Below are 21222 nucleotides of genomic sequence, written 5' to 3'. Positions count from 1 at the left end.
CTGATCGTCGGGACGGCCGCGGACCGCCGACTTCGTCGGCGATCCCTCCTCGAGGTCGGGATGTACGGGGCTGGGGATGCGGTTATGGCGGCATTCGAGTTGGCGGCCGAGGGTGGGTTCGGGTGGTCCTTCCGGGTTATTCGTGTGGCGTTTGGCGGCTTCTCGGACGGGGGGTCGGCATAGGGTGGGGGCATGGTTTCTGAACGGGACGTGATCGAGTTCGTACCAAAGGGTTTGTGGATCGGGTCGGGGCCGGTGGAGGCTACCGGTGGGGCCACATTTCCCGTGCACAATCCGGCCGACGGGTCGGTGATCACCGAGGTCGCCGACGCGACCCCCGAGGACGCGATGCGGGCGCTCGACGCGGCGGTGGCGGCCGGGCGGGAGTGGGCGGAAACGCCGTCGCGGGAACGCGGTGAGATCCTGCGGGCGGTGTTCACCGAGCTCACGGCGCGGGCCGAGGAGTTCGCGTTGCTGATGACGCTCGAGATGGGCAAGGCGCTCGGGGAGAGCCGCAACGAAGTGCGCTACGGCGCCGAATTCTTCCGGTGGTTCAGCGAGGAAGCGGTTCGGGTGCACGGGCGGTATCTGCACGCGCCGTCGGGCACGGGGCGGATCATGGTCGCCAAGCAACCGGTAGGACCGTGCCTGGCGATCACGCCGTGGAATTTCCCGCTGGCCATGGGCACCCGCAAGATCGGTCCGGCGCTGGCCGCCGGCTGCACGATGATCGTCAAGCCCGCCTCGGCGACGCCGCTGACCATGCTCGCGCTGGCCCGCCTGTGCAGCGAGGCCGGACTGCCCGACGGTGTGCTGTCGGTCGTCACAACCAGCCGTTCCGGTGCCGTCACGGGCCCGCTGATCGACGATCCGCGCCTGCGCAAGCTCACCTTCACCGGGTCGACGGAAGTGGGCAAGAAGCTGGTCTCGTCGTCGGCGAACCGGCTGCTGCGCACCTCCATGGAACTGGGCGGAAACGCGCCCTTCGTGGTGTTCGACGACGCCGACATCGACAGCGCGGTGGCCGGTGCCATGCAGGCGAAACTGCGCAACGGCGGGGAGGCGTGCACGGCCGCCAACCGGTTCCACGTGCAGCGCGGTGTCGTCGCGGAATTCACCGAGAAGCTGGTGGCCGCGATGACCGAATCGGTGGTGCTCGGGCCGGGGACGGACGCGTCGACGACGCTCGGCCCGCTGGTGAGCGCCGAGCAGCGCGAGACCGTCGCCGAACTCGTCGACGACGCGGTGAGCACCGGCGCGAAGCTGCTGCTGGGCGGGGAGACCCCCGACGGGCCGGGCTGGTTCTACCCGGCCACCGTGCTCGCCGACGTGCCGCCCGCCGCCCGTATCCTGCGCGAGGAGGTGTTCGGTCCGGTCGCGCCGATCGTCGCTTTCGACACCGAGGAGGAGGGCGTCGCCGCCGCCAACGACACGCAGTACGGGCTGGTCAGCTACGTCTACACCCGCGACCTGGATCGTGCGCTTCGTGTGTCGGAGGCGATGGAGACCGGGATGGTCGGCGTGAACCGGGGTGTCATCTCCGACCCGGCCGCGCCCTTCGGCGGCGTCAAGGAGTCGGGCTTCGGCCGCGAGGGCGGGACCGAGGGCATCGAGGAATACCTGGACACGAAGTACATCGCCCTCACCTGAGCGAAAAAAAATAACCGCCCCGGGGATGTTGTCGCACCCGGGGCGGCTTTTCGTGAGCGGCGATCTGGACGACCGCCGCGTGGTTCGAGTTCGACCTAGCGGCCGAGACGTCCGCGACCGAGGCGGAGCAGGAGCATGGCGAGGGTGTGACCCTCCTGGCCGAGCTCACTGAAGCGTTCGAGCACTTTCATCTCACGGCTGTGCACCAGCCGGGGCCCCCCAGAGGCCATCCGGGTGCGCCCGATGATCCGCGAAATTTCGCTCCGGCGTTTGATCGCGGCGAGGATGGTGGCGTCGAGTTCGTCGATTTCGAGGCGAAGCTTCTCGATCTCCGCCTCCGATTGCGGCAGTGCCGCCTCTGACCCGGCGGTTGTAGCAGGGGTGCTCATCATTCATCTCCTCGTGTCAGAACTGGGATCGGTCGATACGGACGTCGTGTTACCGATCTGTTCCTTCACCCTGAAAAACTTTCCGGCTGGGCGCCTGCCGCCACGATATCGGATCGATTGCCGATCCGGACAGGCGAAGCAGCGCTGACCACCCGGCCCAGTCTGCCACGGGTCGGTAGGTATGCAAAACAGTTGTGTTTGTGAATCCGCTGAGAACATTCACACGGGTGGGTACGAGACCGGTCGTCATCCGGTTCACTCGCGGTTTGCCCGCCGGTGGCCGCGCCGACGGCGGTTGGCCGCTTGTCGGTGCCCGCCGGTAGCGTGGACAGACGATGGATATCACGGTCGCTCCCTCCGCAGACGAAACGTCGTCCACCGCGCCGAACACCCCGGTCGCGGCATCAGACAGCACCGCCGCACCGCAGGGTGACGGCGGTGGCGGTGGTGCGGCTCGCAGCGGTCTGGCCGAGGCGGCGGCCCGGCACAGCGCCGAGCAGGAACAGCGCCGCAAGGAGCGCGAACAGCGGCGCGCCGAGGAAACCGAGCGGCTGCTCGACGGGCTCAACCCGCAGCAGCGCGCCGCCGTGGTGCACGCCGGTTCGCCGCTGCTGATCGTGGCGGGAGCGGGCTCGGGCAAAACGGCCGTGCTCACCCGCCGCATCGCCTACCTGCTCGCCGCACGCGGAGTGCAGACCGGACAGATCCTGGCCATCACGTTCACCAACAAGGCTGCTGCCGAGATGCGGGAGCGGGTGGCCGGGCTCGTCGGTCCCCGCGCCGCGAGCATGTGGGTGTCGACTTTCCATTCCAGCTGTGTGCGTATTCTCCGCATGCAGGCGGCTTTGCTGCCGGGTCTGAATTCGAATTTCTCCATCTACGATGCCGACGATTCGCGCCGATTGCTCACGATGATCAGCCGCGATTTCGACATCGACACCAAAAAATATTCGGCGCGGTTGCTGTCGACGGCCATCTCCAATTTGAAGAACGAATTGATCGGGCCCGAACAGGCCGCCCGCGACGCCGAGGCCGACGACACCGAACTGCCCGCGCTGGTCGCCCGCGTGTACGGCGAATACCAGAAGCGGCTGCGCGCGGCCAATGCCCTCGATTTCGACGACCTGATCGGTGAGACCGTCGCGCTGCTGCAGAACCACCCGCAGGTGGCCGAGTACTACCGGCGCCGGTTCCGGCACGTCCTCGTCGACGAGTACCAGGACACCAACCACGCCCAGTACGTGCTGGTGCGCGAACTTGTGGGCCACCACGGCGATTCCGGCGACGAGCAGGTGCCGCCCAGCGAGCTGTGCGTCGTCGGCGACGCCGACCAGTCCATCTACGCCTTCCGCGGCGCGACCATCCGCAATATCGAGGAATTCGAACGCGATTTCCCCGATGCCGAAACCATTCTGCTGGAACAGAACTACCGCTCCACCCAGCACATCCTGTCGGCGGCCAACGCCGTGATCGCCCGCAACGAGGGCAGGCGGGAGAAGAAGCTGTGGACCGATTCCGGTGAGGGCGAGCTCATCACCGGCTACGTCGCCGACAACGAACACGACGAGGCCTCGTTCGTCGCGAAGGAAATCGACCGGTTGGTCGACGCGGGCGAGGCCACCTACGGCGATGTGGCGGTGTTCTACCGCACCAACAACAATTCGCGTGCGCTGGAAGAGATCTTCATCCGCATGGGGCTGCCGTACAAGGTGGTCGGCGGTGTCCGCTTCTACGAGCGCAAGGAAGTGCGCGATGTGGTGGCCTACCTGCGTGTGCTGGAGAACCCCGACGACGCCGTGAGCCTGCGCCGCATCCTCAACACCCCGCGCCGTGGCATCGGTGACCGTGCCGAGGCCTGTGTCGCGGTGCACGCCGAGCAGCGCGACATCGGTTTCGCGGCGGCCCTGCGCGACGCGGCCGACGGCAAGGTGGCGCTGCTCAATACCCGTGCGCAGCGGGCCATCGCCGGTTTCCTCGACCTGCTCGACGAGATCCGGGCGGCCGGGCAGCGCGCCGACAGCGAATATCCTGATGTGGGCAATGTGGTCGACGCGGTGCTCGACCGCACCGGTTATCGCGCCGAACTCGAGGCGTCCGACGACCCGCAGGACGGCGCCCGCCTCGATAACCTCAACGAATTGGTCAGTGTCGCCCGCGAATTCAGTTCCGAGGCGTTCAACAACGCCGAGGCCGCGCGCGAGGAGGGGCTGCTGCCCGAGGTGGGCGACGGTGAACCCGAACCCGGTTCGCTCGCGGCGTTCCTCGAACGGGTGTCGCTGGTCGCCGATACCGATCAGATCCCGGACGAGGGCTCCGGGGTGGTCACCATGATGACCCTGCACACCGCCAAGGGCCTGGAGTTCCCGGTCGTCTTCGTGACCGGCTGGGAGGACGGGCAGTTCCCGCACATGCGGGCGCTCGGCGATCCGAACGAGCTGGCCGAGGAACGCAGGCTGGCGTATGTGGGCATCACCCGCGCCCGTCAGCGGCTGTACCTGTCGCGTGCCGTGGTCCGGTCGGGCTGGGGACAGCCGGTGTCGAACCCGGAATCGCGCTTCCTGCAGGAGATTCCGCAGCATCTGCTGGATTGGCGCAGGCTCGAACCGGTGGTGTCGCCGGTACAGCGCGGTCGCAGGCGCGGTGAGGACAGCGGGTTCGACCGGGACTGGACGCGTGGCGACGGCTGGGATCAGCGGCCGGGCGTGCGCGGCGGCACCGGCACCCGCAGGCCGGCGCCCGGCGGTGCGGTGAAGCGCAACAACACCGACCTCGTTCTCGCCGTGGGCGACCGGGTCACCGACGACAAGTACGGCTTGGGCCGGGTGGTCGCCGCCGACGGCGTCGGCCCACTGGCGACCGTCACCATCGACTTCGGCACCGCCGGAAAGATCCGGCTGATCCCCCAATTCAGCCGGACCATCGTCAAGCTCTAATTCGGCAGCAGGTCGGTTAGGGCCTTGTCCAGGGTGGGGTAGCGGAAGGTGAAGCCGGTTTTCGGCAGCACCTCCGAGGTGGCGTGACGGCCGGTGAGACCGAGTGCCGGATCCGAGCGCAGCACGACGGCGCCCACCGACAGGATCGCTTTCGGCGTCGGCGGGGCCGCCGGGCGATGCAGGGTTCGGCGCAGGGTCGCCATGAGTTCGGCGTTGCGGACCGGGTTCTCGGTGGCGGCGACCAGGATGCCGTCGGGGATGCTCACTTCGGGATCGAGGCCGAGGCAGGCACGCACGATGCGCAGCCAGTCCTCGATGTGGATCCAGCTGAACCATTGGTCGCCGGGGCCGACCCGTCCGCCGAGCCCGGCCTTGGTGAGCTGGCTCAGGCGTTTGAGCGCCGGGGCGTCTGGGTCGAGCACGATCGATGTGCGCAGGATGGTCCAGTGTTCGGCCTGGGCCGGGTCGAATGCCTGCTCCCACGGCTCGGCGACGCCGGTCATCTGCGGTAGTCCTTCGGGCACGGGTGTTGTTTCCGTGCAGCGTGTTTCGCCCGCGTCCGACCAGATGGCGGTGGTGCTGGCCTGCACCCAGTAGTCGACCGGGGTGTCACGGGTGCGGGCGGCGGCGACCAGTGCCGTGGTGGAATCGACGCGGCTGCTGCGCAGTTCGGCGATATTGCGTTCGGTGGGCCTGCAGTCGACGAGTTTGCCCGCCAGGTTGACGACCGCGATCCGGCCGGGTTCGCGGAGTTCCGCGGCCCAGGCGCCGACCGAGCGGCCGTCCCATTCGGTCTGCCGGAACGGTATTCCGGGGTTGCGGCGCCGGGTTAGCAGGGTGACGCGCTGACCACGGCAGGTGAGGTCGGCGGCGATCCGCACGCCGAGCGCTCCGGTGCCACCGGCGATCACCACGTTCAGGGCGTCGTCGGCCGGGACGAGACCGGCGAGCCGGGCCAGGCGCGAGAAGTTCACGCGGGCACCGGTTTCGATGAACGGTCCGGCCGCCGCCCGCATCGCCGCTGCGGACACACCGCTGAAGCGCAGTTCCTGAGTGACCTCTGTTCCGCCCGCGCGCGGTTCGAGCCGCCAGGTGAGCACCATGGTCCCGGCGGGTTCGGGCTGCTCGATGGTCAGCTCACGTTCGGGCACAAGAGTTGTCACGGTGAACGGGGCGCCGAACCGCTCGTGCACGCGCGCGGCGCGTTTCCCGTTGGGCACATAGTCACCGGTCGCCCCGACGGCGACAGGCCCGTGCATCCGCACCGCGCGCACGCCCGGATTCCACTCGGACCATTGCGTCGGGTCCCCCAGCACTGCCCACACCGATTCCGGTGGCAGGGCAATGAACTGCGTGTACTTCGTCGTACCAGCCATACGAAAACGCTACCCCGCTAACGGGAAAGCGGAACCGTGCTGCTGGTCACCCGTCCTCAGTCGCGCTGGGCGCCCAGGCTGATGCCGCGGGTGGCGAGCCACGGGATGGGGTCGATCTTGTCGGTGCCGTTCTGCCACACCTCGAAGTGCACGTGCGGGCCGGTGGAGAAGCCGCGGTTGCCCATGGTGGCGATCTGGTCGCCTGCCATCACGCGTTCACCCTGCGAGACCGTCGCGGTGTCGATGTGACCGTAGATGGTGACGGTGCCGTCGTCGTGCAGGATGCGCACCCACATGCCGAAACCGGAGGCGGGGCCCGCTTCGATGACGGTGCCGTCGGCGACCGCGTAGATCGGGGTGCCGATCGGACCCGCCACGTCGATGCCGAGGTGCTGTACACCCCAGCGGGCGCCGAACCCGGAGGTGTAGTTACCGGTGGTGAATTTGGCGAACAGGGGCCGCAGCTTGGCGGACTCCTGGGCGGCCAGGTCTTCGGCGAACTTCTGGCCCTTGGCGAGGATGTCGTCGAAGTGGCTCCTGTCGGCCACGGCGGTGGCATCGAGTACCTGCGGCGACGAGCCGGTGACGTGGTCGGCGACCTCGGTGGTGCTCATCGACTGGGCGGCGATCTCGTGGATCTGGCCCGCGGCTTCGTAGTCGACGCCCGTGTCGGGCTGCTGCGGGGAGGCCATGGCGGCTTGACCGGCCGCGACGACCGCACCCGCGGCGACGGCGATGACGGCGGCGCGGCCCTTCAGCGCGGTGGGCGGTGCGGGCACGCGGTGGGCGCCGCCACGCCGCTCGGCGCGACGCGGTTCTGGTGCCGGGGTCTCGGGTTCGGCGGGGGCCCAGTCTGTTTCGTAGGTGCCGGAGTCGTAGGAGCCCGACTCGTCGGCGGTCCATTCGTCCTCGGCGGGCGTCCACGCGGCGTTGTCGGACCAGGCGTCGTTTCCGGACCAGGAGTTCTCGGTGTGCCAGGAATCGGTGCTCGGCCAGGCAGGCTGCTGCGGCTGTGGCGCGGCGGCGCGGGGGCTTCGCGGGTGCGAGGTGAACTCGTCGGCGTACCGGTAACGGCGGCCTGAGCTGTTGCGATCTTCAACTGGGAAGGTGGAGCGGTGGTTCATCGGCTACGCCTGACGTTCCTCAAGCTTGTCGTCCTCCTCAGTCCTGACCTGCCAGTCGTGACCTGGTTGTCGTGACCTGGTTGTGACATCGACCGCATTGACGGTAACGAAGCGATTGCAGAGTGGCAAGCGCTGGTCGAGAACCTACACTTGTCTGTGAGATTCGTCACCGTAATGCTGCAGAATAACTCACCGATTCGCGACACTTCGGGTGAGGTCGATCGACGACATAACGTAGTAGATGGCGGGGCGTTCCCCCTTTAGGTGTTCCGACCTGCCACGGCACCGAAAAACTACTCACCAGTAGCCTTGGCCAGCGGTTTTGGTGACCTCCCCGCACCCGTCGTGACCTGCGCCACTTAGGATGAATGTGGTCGTTTAGCCCTCCCCGTGACTAGTTAGAGTCCGACCGACCCGCTAGCTGACCCCTCGAGCGACCTGCAACCAGTCGCTACGGCAAGTCGGGCCGCCAACAAAGACGTTGTCATAGCAACGCAGACGAGACGGTGAGTACATGGATCTCTTCGAATATCAGGCGAAGGAGCTCTTCGTTAAGCGCGGAGTGCCTTCGTCCGAGGGTCGTGTTTGCGACACGGCCGAAGAAGCACGCGCCATTGCCGAGGAAATCGGCAAGCCGGTCATGGTCAAGGCGCAGGTCAAGGTAGGCGGTCGCGGCAAGGCGGGTGGCGTGAAGTACGCCGCCACCCCGGAAGACGCGTTCACCCACGCGCAGAACATCCTCGGCCTCGACATCAAGGGCCACATCGTCAAGAAGCTCCTGGTCGCCGAGGCCAAGGACATCGCGGAGGAGTACTACATCTCCTTCCTGCTCGACCGCTCCAACCGCACCTACCTGGCCATGTGTTCGGTCGAGGGCGGCATGGAGATCGAAGAGGTCGCCGAGAAGACCCCCGAGCGTCTGGCCAAGATCCCCGTCGACGCCGTGAAGGGTGTCGACCTGACCTTCGCCCGCGAGATCGCGGAGAAGGGCCACCTGCCCGCCGAGGTGCTCGACGCCGCGGCCGTGACCATCCAGAAGCTGTGGGAGGTCTTCACCAAGGAAGACACCACGCTGGTCGAGGTCAACCCGCTGGTGCGCACCCCGAACGACGAGATCCTCGCCCTCGACGGCAAGGTCACCCTGGACGAGAACGCCGAGTTCCGTCAGCCCGGCCACCTCGAGTTCGCCGACGTCGACGCGACCGACCCGCTCGAGCTCAAGGCCAAGGAGAACGACCTCAACTACGTCAAGCTCGACGGTGAGGTCGGCATCATCGGCAACGGCGCCGGTCTGGTCATGTCGACCCTGGACGTCGTCGCCTACGCGGGCGAGAACCACGGCGGCGTGAAGCCGGCCAACTTCCTCGACATCGGCGGCGGCGCTTCGGCTTCCGTGATGGCCGCGGGTCTGGACGTGATCCTCGGTGACGCGCAGGTCAAGAGCGTGTTCGTCAACGTCTTCGGTGGCATCACCGCGTGCGACGCGGTCGCCGACGGCATCGTGGGCGCGCTCGAGGTGCTCGGTGACGCGGCAACCAAGCCGCTGGTCGTTCGCCTGGACGGCAACAACGTCGAAGAGGGTCGCCGCATCCTCGCCGAGGCCAACCACCCGCTGGTGACGCTGGCCCAGACCATGGACGAGGGCGCCGACAAGGCTGCCGAACTCGCCGCAGCGAAGTAAGGAACAGCGAACATGTCCATCTTCCTGAACAAGGACAACAAGGTCATCGTCCAGGGCATCACCGGCGGCGAGGGCACCAAGCACACCGCGCTGATGCTGAAGGCGGGCACCAACGTCGTCGGTGGCGTCAACGCGCGCAAGGCCGGCACCACGGTCAAGCACACGGACAAAGACGGCAACGAGATCGAGCTGCCCGTGTTCGCTTCGGTGGCCGAGGCCATGGAGAAGACCGGCGCCGACACCTCCATCGCGTTCGTGCCCCCGGCCTTCTCGAAGGACGCCATCATCGAGGCCATCGACGCGGAGATCCCGCTGCTCGTGGTCATCACCGAGGGCATCCCGGTGCAGGACTCCGCCTACGCGTGGGCCTACAACGTCGAAAAGGGCGAGAAGACCCGCATCATCGGCCCGAACTGCCCCGGCATCATCACCCCCGGCGAGGCGCTGGTCGGCATCACCCCGAACAACATCACCGGCAAGGGCCCGATCGGCCTGGTGTCGAAGTCGGGCACCCTGACCTACCAGATGATGTACGAGCTGCGCGATTTCGGTTTCTCCACCGCGATCGGCATCGGCGGCGACCCGGTCATCGGCACCACCCACATCGACGCCATCGAGGCGTTCGAGAAGGACCCCGAGACCAAGATCATCGTGATGATCGGCGAGATCGGTGGCGACGCCGAAGAGCGCGCCGCGGCCTACATCAAGGCCAACGTGACCAAGCCGGTCGTCGGCTACGTCGCGGGCTTCACCGCCCCCGAGGGCAAGACCATGGGCCACGCGGGCGCGATCGTGTCCAGTGGTGGTGGCACCGCGCAGGCCAAGCAGGAAGCGCTCGAGGCAGCGGGTGTGAAGGTCGGCAAGACGCCGTCCGCCACCGCCGCGCTCGCTCGCGAGATCCTGGAGAAGGCGTCCATCGCCTCTGCGTAATCCGCAAATCACACTGTCGAAGGCCGCTTTCAGGTTTAGCCTGGGCGGCCTTCGTCGATTCATCCCCAGGCGGTGGTTTATCCACAGCCTGCATCGGTAGGTGATGACCGCGGGCGTGGCGTGCAGTAGCGTCAGGTATCGGATCAGGCACCAGTCAGTTCGACGCGACCGATGCGCACGACTCGACAAGGAGACGACGACATGTCCTACCCGACAGGGGGCTCCGGGTACAACGCACCCGCGACACCCGCCGCGCCCACCCAGGGCCCGAGCACCGGAGCCGCCGCGGCTGCGTCAGCGTCCGTGGACGACGCCGGTGCCAAGGGGCTGCCCTTCATCCTCACCGCCGCGGCCACCGGACTCGGTGTTGTCACCTTCCTGCTCGGCTTCGCACCGTTCATCGGTTTCTCCCTCGGGGCGAAAACCGAGACCAGCAGCATGTTCGATTCCAGTGCGGGCGGTTACGCGGCGCTGATCCTGGCCGCCGCGATCGTGGCCGGTCTGTCGCTGCTGCCCAAGCTGAACAACCTCCCCGTGGCCGTCGCTCTCGCCGCGGCCGGATTCGTGGGCATCGTGGTGGCGCTCATCAGCATCGAGAGCGCGGAACTGCAGTGGGGCGCCTTCGTCGTCTCGGTCTTCGCGTTCGTCGTCACCGTTCTGCTCGTGGTCGCGCTGCTGTTCCAGCTCGGCATCATCAAGCCGCCTGCGCCCAAGCCCGCGCAGCCGCAGCAGCCGGGTCAGTACGGCGGCCAGTACGGCCAGCAGGGTTACGGGCAGCAGGGATACGGCCAGCCGGGTCAGCAGCAGTCCTTCGGTCAGGGTGGTTACGGCCAGGCCTCGACCGGTGGGCAGTACCCCACGCAGTCGCCCTACGGCCAGCAGAGTTCGCCGTCGATGCCGCAGGCACAGCAGCCGTCCTACGGTCAGCCGGGTCAGCAGCAGGGTTACGGTCAGCCGCAGCAGCAGTCGCCCTACGGCCAGCAGTACGGCGCCGCGCCGCAGCAGCAGCCTTACGGTGGGTCCCCGCAGGCGCAGCCGCGTCCCGATGAGAGTGCCACCCAGACCTTCGGTGGCCAGCCGACCGGTCAGCCGTTCGGTGCGCCCAATTACGGTGGTGCCCAGCAGGGTTCGGCTCCGCAGCCCGGGCAGAGTCAGCCGTTCGGCGGCGAGCAGAACGCCGACCCGGCGGCCGACGCGACCACCGCGTTCCGTCCCAGCGACGACCAGAAGTAGGAAAAACCGACGGCTGGTTGTGGCCCCAGGTTTCGATCGCGAGCCCACAGGTGTGCCTGTGGGCTCGCGGCGCGCCTGACCCGCGCTCGCCGGGGAAGCTGCCACGCTGAATTGTCATGAGCTCCCGTAACGCCCTCGTGCGCCGGACCTCCGGGTCACGCGGCGGGGAGACCACCGCCGCACCCGCCGGCCCGGAACCCGCCTGGTGGTCGCTGCCACCGGACCGGGCGCGGGCCCTGCTGCTCGTCGCCGCCCGGCCGACGATCTGCGCGCTGACCGCCATGATCGTCGTGGTGCTGCTGGTGATGCTCACCTCGGGCACCGAGCTCACCAGCGCGCCGGGCGCGGTCGCGGCGACCTGGCTTGCGGCTCATCAGATTCCGCTCACCGTCGGCCGGACCACCCTCGGTCTGCTGCCGCTGGTACCGACCGTCGTGCTGGTATGGCTGGCCGCCCGCGAATGCGCACGGGCCGTACCGAACCGGCCGACGCCGGTCGACCTGGGCTGGCTCACTGCCGCCGTACTCGCCGGGCCGCTCGTCATGACCTCGGTGTGCCTGGCCGTTGTCGGTGATGCCGCGGGCGTCACGCCACTCGAACCGCCCGGCGTCGTCACCGCTTTCGGCTGGGTGCTGGTGCTGTACCTGGCCGCGGCTGCCGCCGGGATCTGCACCCGCGCCTGGGATTCGCTGTGCGCGCTGCTCCCCGTGGGAATCCCGGAGTGGGCGGTACTCGGTGCGCGCGCCGCGCGCCGCACCGTGCTGCGCATGCTCGGCTGCGCGGCGCTGGCGACGGTGATCTCGTTCTGCACGCACCTGTCCCGTGTCGGCGAGACCTATCAGCAGGCACACGATGTGGCCGATGTGCTCGGCATGACCCTGCTCTCGCTGCTCTACGTGCCGAACGTGATCGTCGGCGCCGCCGGGATGCTCAGCGGTGCCGCGGTGCAGTTCGGGATCGGATCGGTGGGATTGTTCGGTGTGAGCGCCGGACAGGTGCCGCCGATCCCCGCGTTGATCCCGCTGCCCACCGGCCCCGCCGCCGCGTGGTGGCCGGTGCTGCTGCTCGTACCGCTGGCCGTCGGCGTGCTCGGCGGCGTGGAACTCGGCCGCACGAGCGACGATCGCCCCGGTGCGCCGTGGGCGACGCTCACCTGTGCCGGCCTGTCGACCCTCACCTTCCTGATCCTGGCGATCCTGAGCAGCGGTCAGCTCGGCGCCGTCGGTTGGGTGGGGCCCGACCTGTTGATGCTGGTCGTGCTGATGGTCACCTGGTTCGGTTTCGGCGGCTTCGTCGGCATGGTCTTCGCCCGCCGCTTCCTCGCACCGGCCGTCGAATACGACGACTACTCCTACGACGAGGACGACGACTACTACTACGAGGACGACGACGAAGACGACGACTACGCCGACGATCACGACTACGCCGACGACGACCACGAATACCCCGCCGACCCGGCCGTGGAAGTCGACGCCGAACTCGTCGAGGACATCGACGACGAACCCGAGGTGAGCATCGCCGCCCCCGGCTCGACGACCCCACCGACCGACGACATCGTCGACGCCGAGGTGGTGGAGCCGGACCTGCCGGAGGGTGACGGGGACACCGGTCGTTAAGCTCGACCCGGCGCATTGTCGATCGCCGCCACCCGACCACACGCAGGAGTAGAGCGCTGACGTCCTCGTTTGCCCAGTGGAAGCCCGCACGGACCCCGGCCACCGTCGTCGTCCTCGCCTCGGGCACCGGCTCGCTGCTCAACGCACTGCTGGCCGCCGCCCGCGAACCCGGTTACCCGGCGAAGATCGTCGCCGTCGGTGTCGACCGGGTATGCCAGGCCACCGAACACGCCGAGGCCGCGGGCGTGGACCACTTCCGGGTCGCGGTCAAGGATTTCGACGACCGAGCCGCCTGGGACCGCGCGCTCACCGACGCGGTCGCCGCGTTCGAACCCGACCTGGTCGTCTCGGCAGGCTTCATGAAGATCGTCGGCCCCGCGTTCCTGGAACGCTTCGGCGGCCGCTTTATCAACACCCATCCCGCGCTGCTGCCGTCGTTCCCCGGCGCGCACGGTGTGCGTGACGCGCTGGCCTACGGCGCCAAGGTCACCGGCTGCACGGTGCACCTGGTCGACGGCGGGGTCGACACGGGCCCGATCCTCGCGCAGGAGGCGGTCGACGTGCTGCCCGGCGACGACGAGGCCGCGCTGCACGAGCGCATCAAGGTTGTCGAGCGACGGTTGCTGGCGCAGGTCATCGCCGCCGTCGCGACGCGAGGCATTGTCTCCGACGGACGAAAGGCAGAGATACCAGATGAGCGAGCACACCGGTGAGTGAACGTAAGGCGATCCGCAGGGCGCTGGTGAGCGTCTACGACAAGACCGGGCTCGTCGAGCTGGCCACCGGACTGCACGCCGCGGGCGTGGAGCTGGTGTCGACCGGTTCGACCGCGGGCAAGATCGCCGAGGCGGGCATTCCGGTCACCCGGGTCGAGGACCTGACCGGTTTCCCGGAGACCCTCGACGGCCGCGTGAAGACGCTGCACCCGCGCGTGCACGCAGGCATCCTGGCCGACACCCGCCGCGCCGAGCATCTCGACCAGCTCACCGAGCTCGGTGTCGAGGCGTTCGAGCTCGTGGTGGTCAACCTCTACCCGTTCACCCAGACCGTGGCCAGCGGCGCCGGTGTGGACGAGTGCGTGGAGCAGATCGACATCGGCGGTCCGTCGATGGTGCGTGCCGCCGCCAAGAACCACCCGTCGGTGGGTGTGGTCGTCGACGTCACCGACTACGACGACGTGCTCGCGGCCGTGAAGTCGGGCGGCTTCACCCTCGCCGAGCGGACCGCGTTGGCCGCCAAGGCCTTCCAGCACACCGCGAACTACGACGTGGCCGTGGCGAGCTGGATGGGCTCGGTCGCCGTGCCCGCCGTGCAGCCCGAGACGGAGCAGTTCCCGAGCTGGGTCGCCGGTTCGTGGGAGCGTGCCGCGGTGCTGCGTTACGGCGAGAACCCGCACCAGGCCGCAGCGCTGTACACCAGCAACGACGGCACCGTCGGCATCGCGCAGGCGCAGCAGTTGCACGGCAAGGAGATGTCGTACAACAACTACACCGACGGTGACGCCGCCTGGCGCGCCGCGTTCGACTTCGACGAGCCCGCTGTCGCGGTCATCAAGCACGCCAACCCGTGCGGCATCGCCGTCGGCGCCGATATCGCCGAGGCCCACCGCAAGGCGCACGCCACCGATCCGGTGAGTGCCTACGGTGGCGTGATCGCCGCCAACCGTGAGGTGAGCGTCGAGATGGCCGAGCAGGTCGCCGAGATCTTCACCGAGGTGATCGTGGCCCCCGGTTACGCGCCGGGTGCCGTCGAGGTGCTGCAGCGCAAAAAGAATGTGCGCGTGCTGGTCGCCGAGCCGCCGCGCCGCAAGGGTGTGGAACTGCGTCCGATCAGCGGCGGTGCGCTGCTGCAGGACCGCGACGTGCTCGACGCCGCGGGCGACGACCCGGCCAACTGGACCCTCGCCGCCGGTGATCCCGCCGACGCCACAACGCTGGCCGACCTCGAATTCGCTTGGCGCGCTTGCCGTGCCGTGAAGTCGAACGCGATCCTGCTGGCCGACGACGGCGCCGCTGTCGGCGTCGGCATGGGCCAGGTGAACCGGGTCGACTCCTGCAAGCTCGCCGTGGAGCGGGCGGGGGAGCGGGCCAAGGGTTCGGTCGCCGCCTCGGACGCCTTCTTCCCGTTCTCCGACGGCCCGCAGATCCTGGTCGCCGCGGGTGTGCGCGCCATCGTCCACCCGGGTGGTTCGATCCGCGACAAGGACACCGTGGAACTGTGCAAGGAAGCGGGCGTCACGCTGTACCTCACCGGGGCGCGTCACTTCGCGCACTGAGTTCGCTTGTCCCGCAACGGGTGCCGCGCCGTCACGGTGCGGCACCCGTTGCCGTTTCAAGCCGCGTCGACGACCTGTCGGGAGCCCAGCGGCGCGTCGAGGGTGATCTCCAGCGTGCCGAGGACCGCTTCCATCGTGCACATCCGCCCGACGGCGTCGGCGGGGGTGCCGGCACGCAGTGCGACGGTGACCGTGTCGGCCGTTTCGGTGACGGTGGCGTCGACGACGTTGCACTGGGGGTTGCCGGTCTGGAAGTCGACCGCGATGGTTGCCTCGCCCACCCGGCGCCACGCGGTGAACGGCAGCGGACGTGGGTCGACCAGGTTCGGGTCGGCGGTGAACGGCCGGCCGACACCGGGACCGGTGCTCTCGGGGCGGGTGTTCGTGGGTGCCGAGGTGGGTGTGGTGTCCCCGGAACTCGCGCAGGCCGGTGCGAACAGCACGGCCAGGCTCGCGACGAGGGCGAAGCGGCGCGACAGCGGTGTCATGGCGTCCACCCTAGCCACGGCACGAAAACGGCCCCGGAGCACCAGCTCCGGGGCCGTCTGTCACGAGCTCACTTGGTGGTCGTGAACGGCAGCAACGCCATCTCGCGCGCGTTCTTCACCGCGACGGCGACCTGACGCTGCTGGCGCGGGGTCAGGCCGGTGACGCGGCGGCTACGGATCTTGCCGCGATCGGAGATGAAGGTGCGCAGCAGGTTGACGTCTTTGTAGTCGACGTATTCGATGCCCGCGGCGATCAGCGGGTTCTTCTTCGGCTTGCGGCCCTGCTCGGCGCGTGCCTTCTTGGACGGTGCTCGCTTCACTGCCATGGGATTTTCCTTCTCACGAGATCAGTGGGTGTCTACCAGCTCGATTTGTGGACCCCAGGGAGCTCGCCCCGGTGGGCCATCTCGCGCACACGTATACGGGAGAGCCCGAACTTGCGGAGATGACCGCGTGGCCGGCCATCGGCTGCATCCCGATTGCGCAATCGTACCGGACTGGCATCGCGAGGCTGGGCGCGCAGTTCGGCCTGGGCCGCGGCGCGCTCGTCGTCGCCGGTGCTCGGCTTGCGGATGATCTCCTTGAGCTCGGTACGGCGCGCGGCATAGCGCTCGACGATCACGCGCCGCTGCTCGTTACGAGCGATCTTCGACTTCTTCGCCATCAGCGCTCCTCGCGGAAGTCCACGTGCTTGCGCACGACGGGGTCGTATTTGCGCAGGACCATCCGGTCGGGGTCGTTGCGGCGGTTCTTGCGGGTGACGTAGGTGTAGCCGGTACCCGCGGTGGACTTGAGTTTGACGATCGGCCGCAGTTCGGTCGATTTCGAGGCCATGGGTGCTCCTAGATCTTGTCGCCGCGAGCGCGGATGCGGGCCACTACGGCCTCGATCCCGTCGCGGTCGATGGTCTTGATGCCCTTGGCGGAGACCGTCAGCGTGACGCGGCGGCCCTCGCTGGGCAGGTAGTAGGTCTTGCGCTGGATGTTGGGGTTCCAGCGGCGGTTCGTACGCCGGTGCGAATGCGAGACGGCTTTTCCGAAGCCGGGCTTGCGTCCGGTGACCTGGCAGTGGGCCGACATGCGACCTCCCTCCACGGTTATGACAACCATTTTCGACAATGCTTATTCCGCACTGTACCGTTGCCCCTGAAGTAAATGAAAATCGTTATCGAAAGGGGTACCGGGTGCTTGACCAGTCCGACCGGAGAACACCCGTGGTGCTGCTGGCCGGTTTCGCCGGACCCGCCATGACCGGCGTCGAGCACATCGCGGCGGTGCTGAGCGAGGACGCGGGCACGGTCGTCGTGCACCACGACCTCGCCGAACTGCGCGAGGGCGTGGTCCGGCGCACGGTGCGCACCGCGGGCAACGTGACAACCACGGTGCTCGAACTGGCCCACGGCTGCGTGTCGTGCACGCTGCGCGCCGATCTGCTGCCGATGCTGTGCACCCTCGCCGCCCGCGAGCCGGTGCGGCGCATCGTGCTGGCCCTCGACCCGGCCATCGAGGCCGAGGCACTGTGCCACGCGATCGAGACCGTCGAGGTGACCGGTGTGGCCGACCGGGTCGACGGCCCCGCCGGCCGGAATGTGCGCATCGAGGCCGTGCTGACCTGCGTCGACGGCAACCAGTGGCTCGCCGATGCCACGGGTGACGAGGCGCTGGCCGACCGTGGTCTCGCCTCGGCCGACGACGAACGAACCGTCGCCCAGGTGGCCGTCGGCCAGGTCGACTTCGCCGACGCGCTCGTGGTGCTCGCCGACGGTGTGGAACCCCTCGACCGCGAACGCCTCGACGCGGTGCTCACCCGGCTGGCGCCCGGCGCACCGACTGCCTGGCTTCCCGACCTGTCCGGCTTCGACGCCGTGGAGGTGGGCGCGCTGCTCACCCGCGTGCCCGACGATGCCCGGCGCGGCCGTATCTTCGACGCCCACGCACCGTTGCTGCGCGGTCAGCCGCCGCTGAGCACCGACTGCGGAGTATCGATCATCGAGTTCGCCGCCCGTAGACCGTTCCATCCGGCCCGGCTGCACGACGCCCTCGATGTGCTCTTCGACGGTGTGGTCACGGCACGCGGCCGGATCTGGCTGGCCACCCAGCCCGACCAGGTGGTGTGGCTCGAGTCGGCGGGCGGTGGGCTGCGCGTCGGTGGGGCGGGCAAGTGGCTGGCCGCGATGACGCCCGAGGAGCAGGCCGAGGTCGATCCGGCGCGGCGCGCGATGGCGGCGCTCGGCTGGGACGACCGATTCGGCGACCGCGATGTGTCGCTGGTGATCCTCGCCCACGACGCCGACCCCGCCGAGATCCGGCACGCCCTGCACTGGGCGCTGGTGGAGGACGACGAACTGTTGCTCGTCGATCGCGCCCCCGAGCGGGTCGCGTTGTGGGAGGACCCCTTCGGCGAATGGCACGAAGACCCGTGCGCCGACCCCGCCGAGGCCCCGGCCACGGCGAGCGAGCGCACCAACCCGAGAGGAGAAACGGCATGAAAGCGGGCATCCACCCCGACTACCACCCGGTCGTGTTCGAGGACGCGAACACCGGCAAGAAGTTCCTGACCCGGTCCACGGCCACCAGCGACCGGACCGTCGACTGGGAGGACGGGAACACCTACCCACTGCTCACCGTCGACGTGACCTCGGATTCGCACCCGTTCTGGACCGGCACCGCGCGCAATCTCGACACCCAGGGCCGGGTGGAGAAGTTCGAGCGCCGCTACGGCAAGCGTTCGCGCCCGGGCAAGGAGGGCTGAGGCATGGCGGTTCCCAAGCGCAGGATGTCGCGCTCGAACACCAGGAGCAGGCGTTCGCAGTGGAAGGCCGAGGCGCCACAACTCGTCCCGGTGACCGTGGCGGGTGTCGAATATCGGGTGCCACGTCGTATCGTTGGTGCCGTACGGAAGGGCCTGATCGATCCCGCGCGGATCTCCTGACCTTCTGTGAGGTGTTCGAGAGCCGGTTCGGAGGGGACAACCCGAAGCGGGGTATCGGACAAAATGCAACGGCCTGCCGGGGTGTGAACCCCGACAGGCCGTTGCCATGTCAGCCGGTTACTTCTCAGCCTTCTTGCTCGGCGAGGGCGACCAGTGCGACGGCGAGCTTGATGTACTTGTTGGTGCCGAGGTCGGCGATGGTCTTGATCTTCAGCGCGTCGAGCAGCTGCTGATCGACACCTGCGGCCAGCCCGGCGAGGGCCGACGGCGGCGCGGACAGAATTTCCTTCAGCGTCTTGTTCTCGTATTCCTTGTCGAGAACTTTGTCGAGCACCACGTTGACGGCCATGCGAACTCCTTCGAACGAACCTTGGATGTGCCGGGCGAGACGAAAGCGCCCTGCGGGGACGATAACCCGCGCGAGGCCAGGATGTGGGCCTAACGCACCGTCTGCCGTGTGAGCTGGGAAGCCTGGTGTCCAGGGGGCTTACTGGGCGCTTGTAATGCCTGGTCAAAGGCTTGTCCAGAAGGTGGGGGCAATCGCCCGGTTACCGCTGTGACGCATGCCACGTGGACTTGCCGCCCGGGAAAGCTTGCCGAACGATTGCTGAACGCCCAGATACCAACTCGGGGTTTGTTTTTCGGCACAGGAAAATTCCTGAATCACTGATGCGGAGTCCTGCACGGGTATGTACTCTCGTGCGGGAGGGCGGGTTCTCCTACCAAGGAGAACCCGCTCATCGCCACTTCAGGGGCGGTTTTCGCCCGAATCCACCACCGCGGGGCCGCATTCGGGCAGCGGGGCGGAAGACGGTAAAGATTCCGGCAAACCGGACGTTAGCCAGTTATCGCGCACCGACGGTTTCGGCCTTCTCGGCGGCCTCGATGGCCTCGCGCCGATCGGGCGCCACCAGGATCGCCGTGATGGGCACCGTGAGGCCGAGCGAACCGAGCACGAACATCGGGAACACCAGGTCGAACAGCTGCAGCCCGTCGGGCATGCGAGCGCCGGAGTTCACGTCGAATTCCAGCGCGCCGACCGCCGTGTAGTACAGCGCCGCGACCCCGACGGCGAACAGCAGTGACAGCACCACGCGCAGGGCGATCAACCGCACCGTCTGACCGGCCCACAGCACGCCCGTGCACAGCGCCATCGACATCAGCAGCACGAGCCCGATGAGGCCGAGCGACTCCTTCACGGTGCCCTGCACCGCGAGCGCGTCCAGGGTGAGATACGTCGACAGACCGACACCCAGCCCCATCGTCAGCCCGCCGATCACCAGGCGAGGCAGATCCAGCCTGCGCCCGCCGATCAGGAATCCGGCGAACACGGCGATCACCGCGATGGCGGCCGAGGCCGTGCCGAGGGCCAGGTTGTAGCGCACCGCGCTGCCCTCGACATGAATGCCGAGCAGCGCGACCGAATTCGCCAGCCACAGGCCGACGCCACCGAGCGAGACGGCGGCCATCGTGAGCCACACGATGCGGAACCGCACCGAGTACTTGGCATGACGCACACACGCGAACGCCACGACCGCGCCGACGGCCGACAGATCGAAAGCCAGCCACGCCACGCCCGTACCGCGACCGAACACCTCCGCGCCGGTCGCGAGCAGATCAACCACGCCTGCCAGCTCCCTCGAATTGCTGCGGCTCGAGCTGGGCGATGGCGTATTCGGTCACCGCCGCCAGCGCCTGACGCACCTCGACGGCGTTGCGGGCGTCGATGTCGACGATCGGGATGCCCTCGCGCACCGACAGCGCTTCGCGCAGTTCGGCGATCGGGAAACGCGGGGCGTTCGGGAAACGGTTCACCGCGATCAGGAACGGCAGCCCGCGCGCCTCGAAGAAATCGACGGCGGCGAAGCTGTCTTCCAGCCTGCGGGTGTCGATCAGCACCACCGCGCCGATGGCGCCGCGGATCAGGTCGTCCCACATGAACCAGAACCGCTTCTGGCCGGGCGTGCCGAACAGGTAGAGCACCAGGTTGCCCGGCAGCACGATGCGGCCGAAGTCCATCGCGACGGTGGTGGTCTCCTTCTCCGGCGTCTCGGCGAGATCGTCGATGCCGTCGGAGAAATGGGTCACCATCGCTTCGGTGCGCAGCGGAACGATCTCCGACACCGAGCCGACGAAGGTCGTCTTCCCGGCGCCGAAACCGCCCGCCACCACGATCTTCGTCGAGGCGACCCGTTGCTCGGGTGCCTGCTGGCGCGGTGCGCCCTCAGAGGCCACGGAGTCCACGCAAAGTCCTCTCCATCAGTGATCGGCGTTCGTCGTAGCTCGCCTGCTCGGTCAGCGTCGAGTGCACTCGAAGTATCCCGCCCACAACGAGATCGCCGATCATCACCCGGACCATACCCAGTGGGCGTGACAGGTATGCCGCGATCTCGGCGACCGAGAGGCGATGTGTGGCCAGGCGCACTATCTCACTTCGTAGATCGCCTGCGGGCCATTCCAGGTGTGCGGTATAGGAAACCGTCTCCACGACCGCCTCCAGCGGCAGCGCGATCGCGGGTTCGGTGCGGCCTGCGGTCAGGGCGTAGGGCCTGACACGTGTGGTCGGCCGGATTTCGGATCCGTACGGGCTCGACAT

General features: G+C 68.2%; 23 protein-coding genes. 11 read left to right on the top strand and 12 right to left on the bottom strand.

The window, feature by feature from the left end; genetic code table 11:
* The first annotated feature begins 192 nt into the window (after positions 1–192).
* A complete protein-coding gene (locus AB0I19_RS13515) occupies positions 193–1650 on the top strand; it encodes an NAD-dependent succinate-semialdehyde dehydrogenase (protein WP_357148218.1) in 1458 nt (485 codons plus the stop codon).
* 95 nt (positions 1651–1745) lie between these two features.
* Here AB0I19_RS13515 and AB0I19_RS13510 read toward each other — a convergent pair whose 3' ends face one another.
* Entirely contained in the window at positions 1746–2039 is a 294-nt protein-coding gene (locus AB0I19_RS13510) for a chorismate mutase (RefSeq protein ID WP_133733847.1), read from the bottom strand.
* A gap of 335 nt (positions 2040–2374) precedes the next feature.
* Between AB0I19_RS13510 and pcrA the strand changes: the two genes are divergently transcribed.
* Complete coding sequence (gene pcrA / locus AB0I19_RS13505) at positions 2375–4972, top strand: DNA helicase PcrA (protein ID WP_357148215.1); 2598 nt, start codon at positions 2375–2377, stop codon at positions 4970–4972.
* Here the strand turns inward: pcrA and AB0I19_RS13500 are convergent.
* Together AB0I19_RS13500 and AB0I19_RS13495 are read right to left on the bottom strand one after the other, a co-directional pair.
* Complete coding sequence (locus AB0I19_RS13500; RefSeq protein ID WP_357148212.1) at positions 4969–6348, bottom strand: DUF1731 domain-containing protein; 1380 nt, start codon at positions 6346–6348, stop codon at positions 4969–4971. The genes pcrA and AB0I19_RS13500 overlap by 4 nt on opposite strands.
* A 56-nt stretch (positions 6349–6404) precedes the next feature.
* Positions 6405–7472, bottom strand: a complete 1068-nt coding sequence (locus AB0I19_RS13495) for a M23 family metallopeptidase (protein ID WP_357148209.1) — start codon at positions 7470–7472, stop codon at positions 6405–6407.
* Between the two features lie 514 nt (positions 7473–7986).
* Between AB0I19_RS13495 and sucC the strand changes: the two genes are divergently transcribed.
* The 6 genes from sucC (at position 7987) to purH (ending at position 15207) form a co-directional block, all read left to right on the top strand.
* Positions 7987–9153, top strand: coding sequence for an ADP-forming succinate--CoA ligase subunit beta (sucC, locus tag AB0I19_RS13490; RefSeq protein ID WP_357148207.1), 1167 nt, complete (start codon positions 7987–7989; stop codon positions 9151–9153).
* A 12-nt stretch (positions 9154–9165) separates the two neighbouring features.
* Positions 9166–10083, top strand: a complete 918-nt coding sequence (gene sucD, locus AB0I19_RS13485; protein WP_067485390.1) for a succinate--CoA ligase subunit alpha — start codon at positions 9166–9168, stop codon at positions 10081–10083.
* A gap of 201 nt (positions 10084–10284) precedes the next feature.
* Complete coding sequence (locus AB0I19_RS13480) at positions 10285–11316, top strand: DUF5336 domain-containing protein (RefSeq protein ID WP_357148204.1); 1032 nt, start codon at positions 10285–10287, stop codon at positions 11314–11316.
* 116 nt (positions 11317–11432) lie between these two features.
* The gene (locus AB0I19_RS13475; RefSeq protein ID WP_357148201.1) at positions 11433–12932 is read left to right on the top strand and encodes a DUF6350 family protein; all 1500 of its coding nucleotides are present in this window, start codon (positions 11433–11435) and stop codon (positions 12930–12932) included.
* A gap of 56 nt (positions 12933–12988) precedes the next feature.
* Positions 12989–13645: a phosphoribosylglycinamide formyltransferase gene (gene purN / locus AB0I19_RS13470; RefSeq protein WP_357148601.1), complete on the top strand. Its 657-nt coding sequence runs from the start codon at positions 12989–12991 to the stop codon at positions 13643–13645.
* Positions 13642–15207, top strand: coding sequence for a bifunctional phosphoribosylaminoimidazolecarboxamide formyltransferase/IMP cyclohydrolase (purH, locus tag AB0I19_RS13465; RefSeq protein WP_067641783.1), 1566 nt, complete (start codon positions 13642–13644; stop codon positions 15205–15207). The genes purN and purH overlap by 4 nt, the downstream gene beginning before the upstream one ends.
* Positions 15208–15263: 56 nt before the next feature.
* On the opposite strand, the gene AB0I19_RS13460 is transcribed toward purH, so the two are convergent.
* The 5 genes from AB0I19_RS13460 to rpmB all read right to left on the bottom strand — a co-directional run bounded on the left by AB0I19_RS13460 (position 15264) and on the right by rpmB (position 16774).
* A complete protein-coding gene (locus tag AB0I19_RS13460) occupies positions 15264–15695 on the bottom strand; it encodes a hypothetical protein (RefSeq protein WP_357148198.1) in 432 nt (143 codons plus the stop codon).
* Between the two features lie 68 nt (positions 15696–15763).
* The gene (gene rpsR / locus AB0I19_RS13455; protein ID WP_067485410.1) at positions 15764–16021 is read right to left on the bottom strand and encodes a 30S ribosomal protein S18; all 258 of its coding nucleotides are present in this window, start codon (positions 16019–16021) and stop codon (positions 15764–15766) included.
* 32 nt (positions 16022–16053) lie between these two features.
* A complete protein-coding gene (gene rpsN / locus AB0I19_RS13450; RefSeq protein WP_357148194.1) occupies positions 16054–16359 on the bottom strand; it encodes a 30S ribosomal protein S14 in 306 nt (101 codons plus the stop codon).
* Positions 16359–16529 (bottom strand): 50S ribosomal protein L33, encoded by a 171-nt coding sequence (gene rpmG / locus AB0I19_RS13445; RefSeq protein WP_011211511.1) that lies wholly within the window; start codon positions 16527–16529, stop codon positions 16359–16361. The genes rpsN and rpmG overlap by 1 nt, the downstream gene beginning before the upstream one ends.
* Positions 16530–16537: 8 nt before the next feature.
* A complete protein-coding gene (gene rpmB / locus AB0I19_RS13440; protein ID WP_067485415.1) occupies positions 16538–16774 on the bottom strand; it encodes a 50S ribosomal protein L28 in 237 nt (78 codons plus the stop codon).
* Positions 16775–16878: 104 nt separating this feature from the next.
* Between rpmB and AB0I19_RS13435 the strand changes: the two genes are divergently transcribed.
* The 3 genes from AB0I19_RS13435 to rpmF are packed head-to-tail and all read left to right on the top strand — an operon-like array spanning position 16879 to position 18626.
* Positions 16879–18183 carry a GTP-binding protein gene (locus AB0I19_RS13435; RefSeq protein ID WP_357148191.1) on the top strand — a complete coding sequence of 435 codons (1305 nt, stop codon included), beginning with the start codon at positions 16879–16881 and terminating at the stop codon, positions 18181–18183.
* Positions 18180–18446, top strand: a complete 267-nt coding sequence (locus AB0I19_RS13430; RefSeq protein ID WP_225278644.1) for a type B 50S ribosomal protein L31 — start codon at positions 18180–18182, stop codon at positions 18444–18446. Before AB0I19_RS13435 ends, AB0I19_RS13430 begins: the two co-directional genes overlap by 4 nt.
* Positions 18447–18449: 3 nt before the next feature.
* A complete protein-coding gene (gene rpmF, locus AB0I19_RS13425; protein WP_067485420.1) occupies positions 18450–18626 on the top strand; it encodes a 50S ribosomal protein L32 in 177 nt (58 codons plus the stop codon).
* A gap of 124 nt (positions 18627–18750) precedes the next feature.
* Here the strand turns inward: rpmF and AB0I19_RS13420 are convergent, their stop codons facing one another.
* From AB0I19_RS13420 to AB0I19_RS13405, 4 genes are all read right to left on the bottom strand, one after another.
* Positions 18751–18975, bottom strand: a complete 225-nt coding sequence (locus AB0I19_RS13420) for a hypothetical protein (protein ID WP_067485421.1) — start codon at positions 18973–18975, stop codon at positions 18751–18753.
* Between the two features lie 496 nt (positions 18976–19471).
* Entirely contained in the window at positions 19472–20251 is a 780-nt protein-coding gene (locus tag AB0I19_RS13415) for an MHYT domain-containing protein (RefSeq protein ID WP_067641782.1), read from the bottom strand.
* Entirely contained in the window at positions 20244–20870 is a 627-nt protein-coding gene (locus AB0I19_RS13410; RefSeq protein ID WP_225278646.1) for an ATP/GTP-binding protein, read from the bottom strand. The genes AB0I19_RS13415 and AB0I19_RS13410 overlap by 8 nt, the downstream gene beginning before the upstream one ends.
* A complete protein-coding gene (locus AB0I19_RS13405) occupies positions 20851–21222 on the bottom strand; it encodes a DUF742 domain-containing protein (protein ID WP_067485423.1) in 372 nt (123 codons plus the stop codon). Before AB0I19_RS13405 ends, AB0I19_RS13410 begins: the two co-directional genes overlap by 20 nt.

The organism is Nocardia sp. NPDC050413, from assembly GCF_040655475.1.
GTDB classification, from domain to species: domain Bacteria; phylum Actinomycetota; class Actinomycetes; order Mycobacteriales; family Mycobacteriaceae; genus Nocardia; species Nocardia coubleae.
Note: the sequence above shows the minus strand (reverse complement) of the source record. Positions and strands in the feature narration are given on the sequence as shown.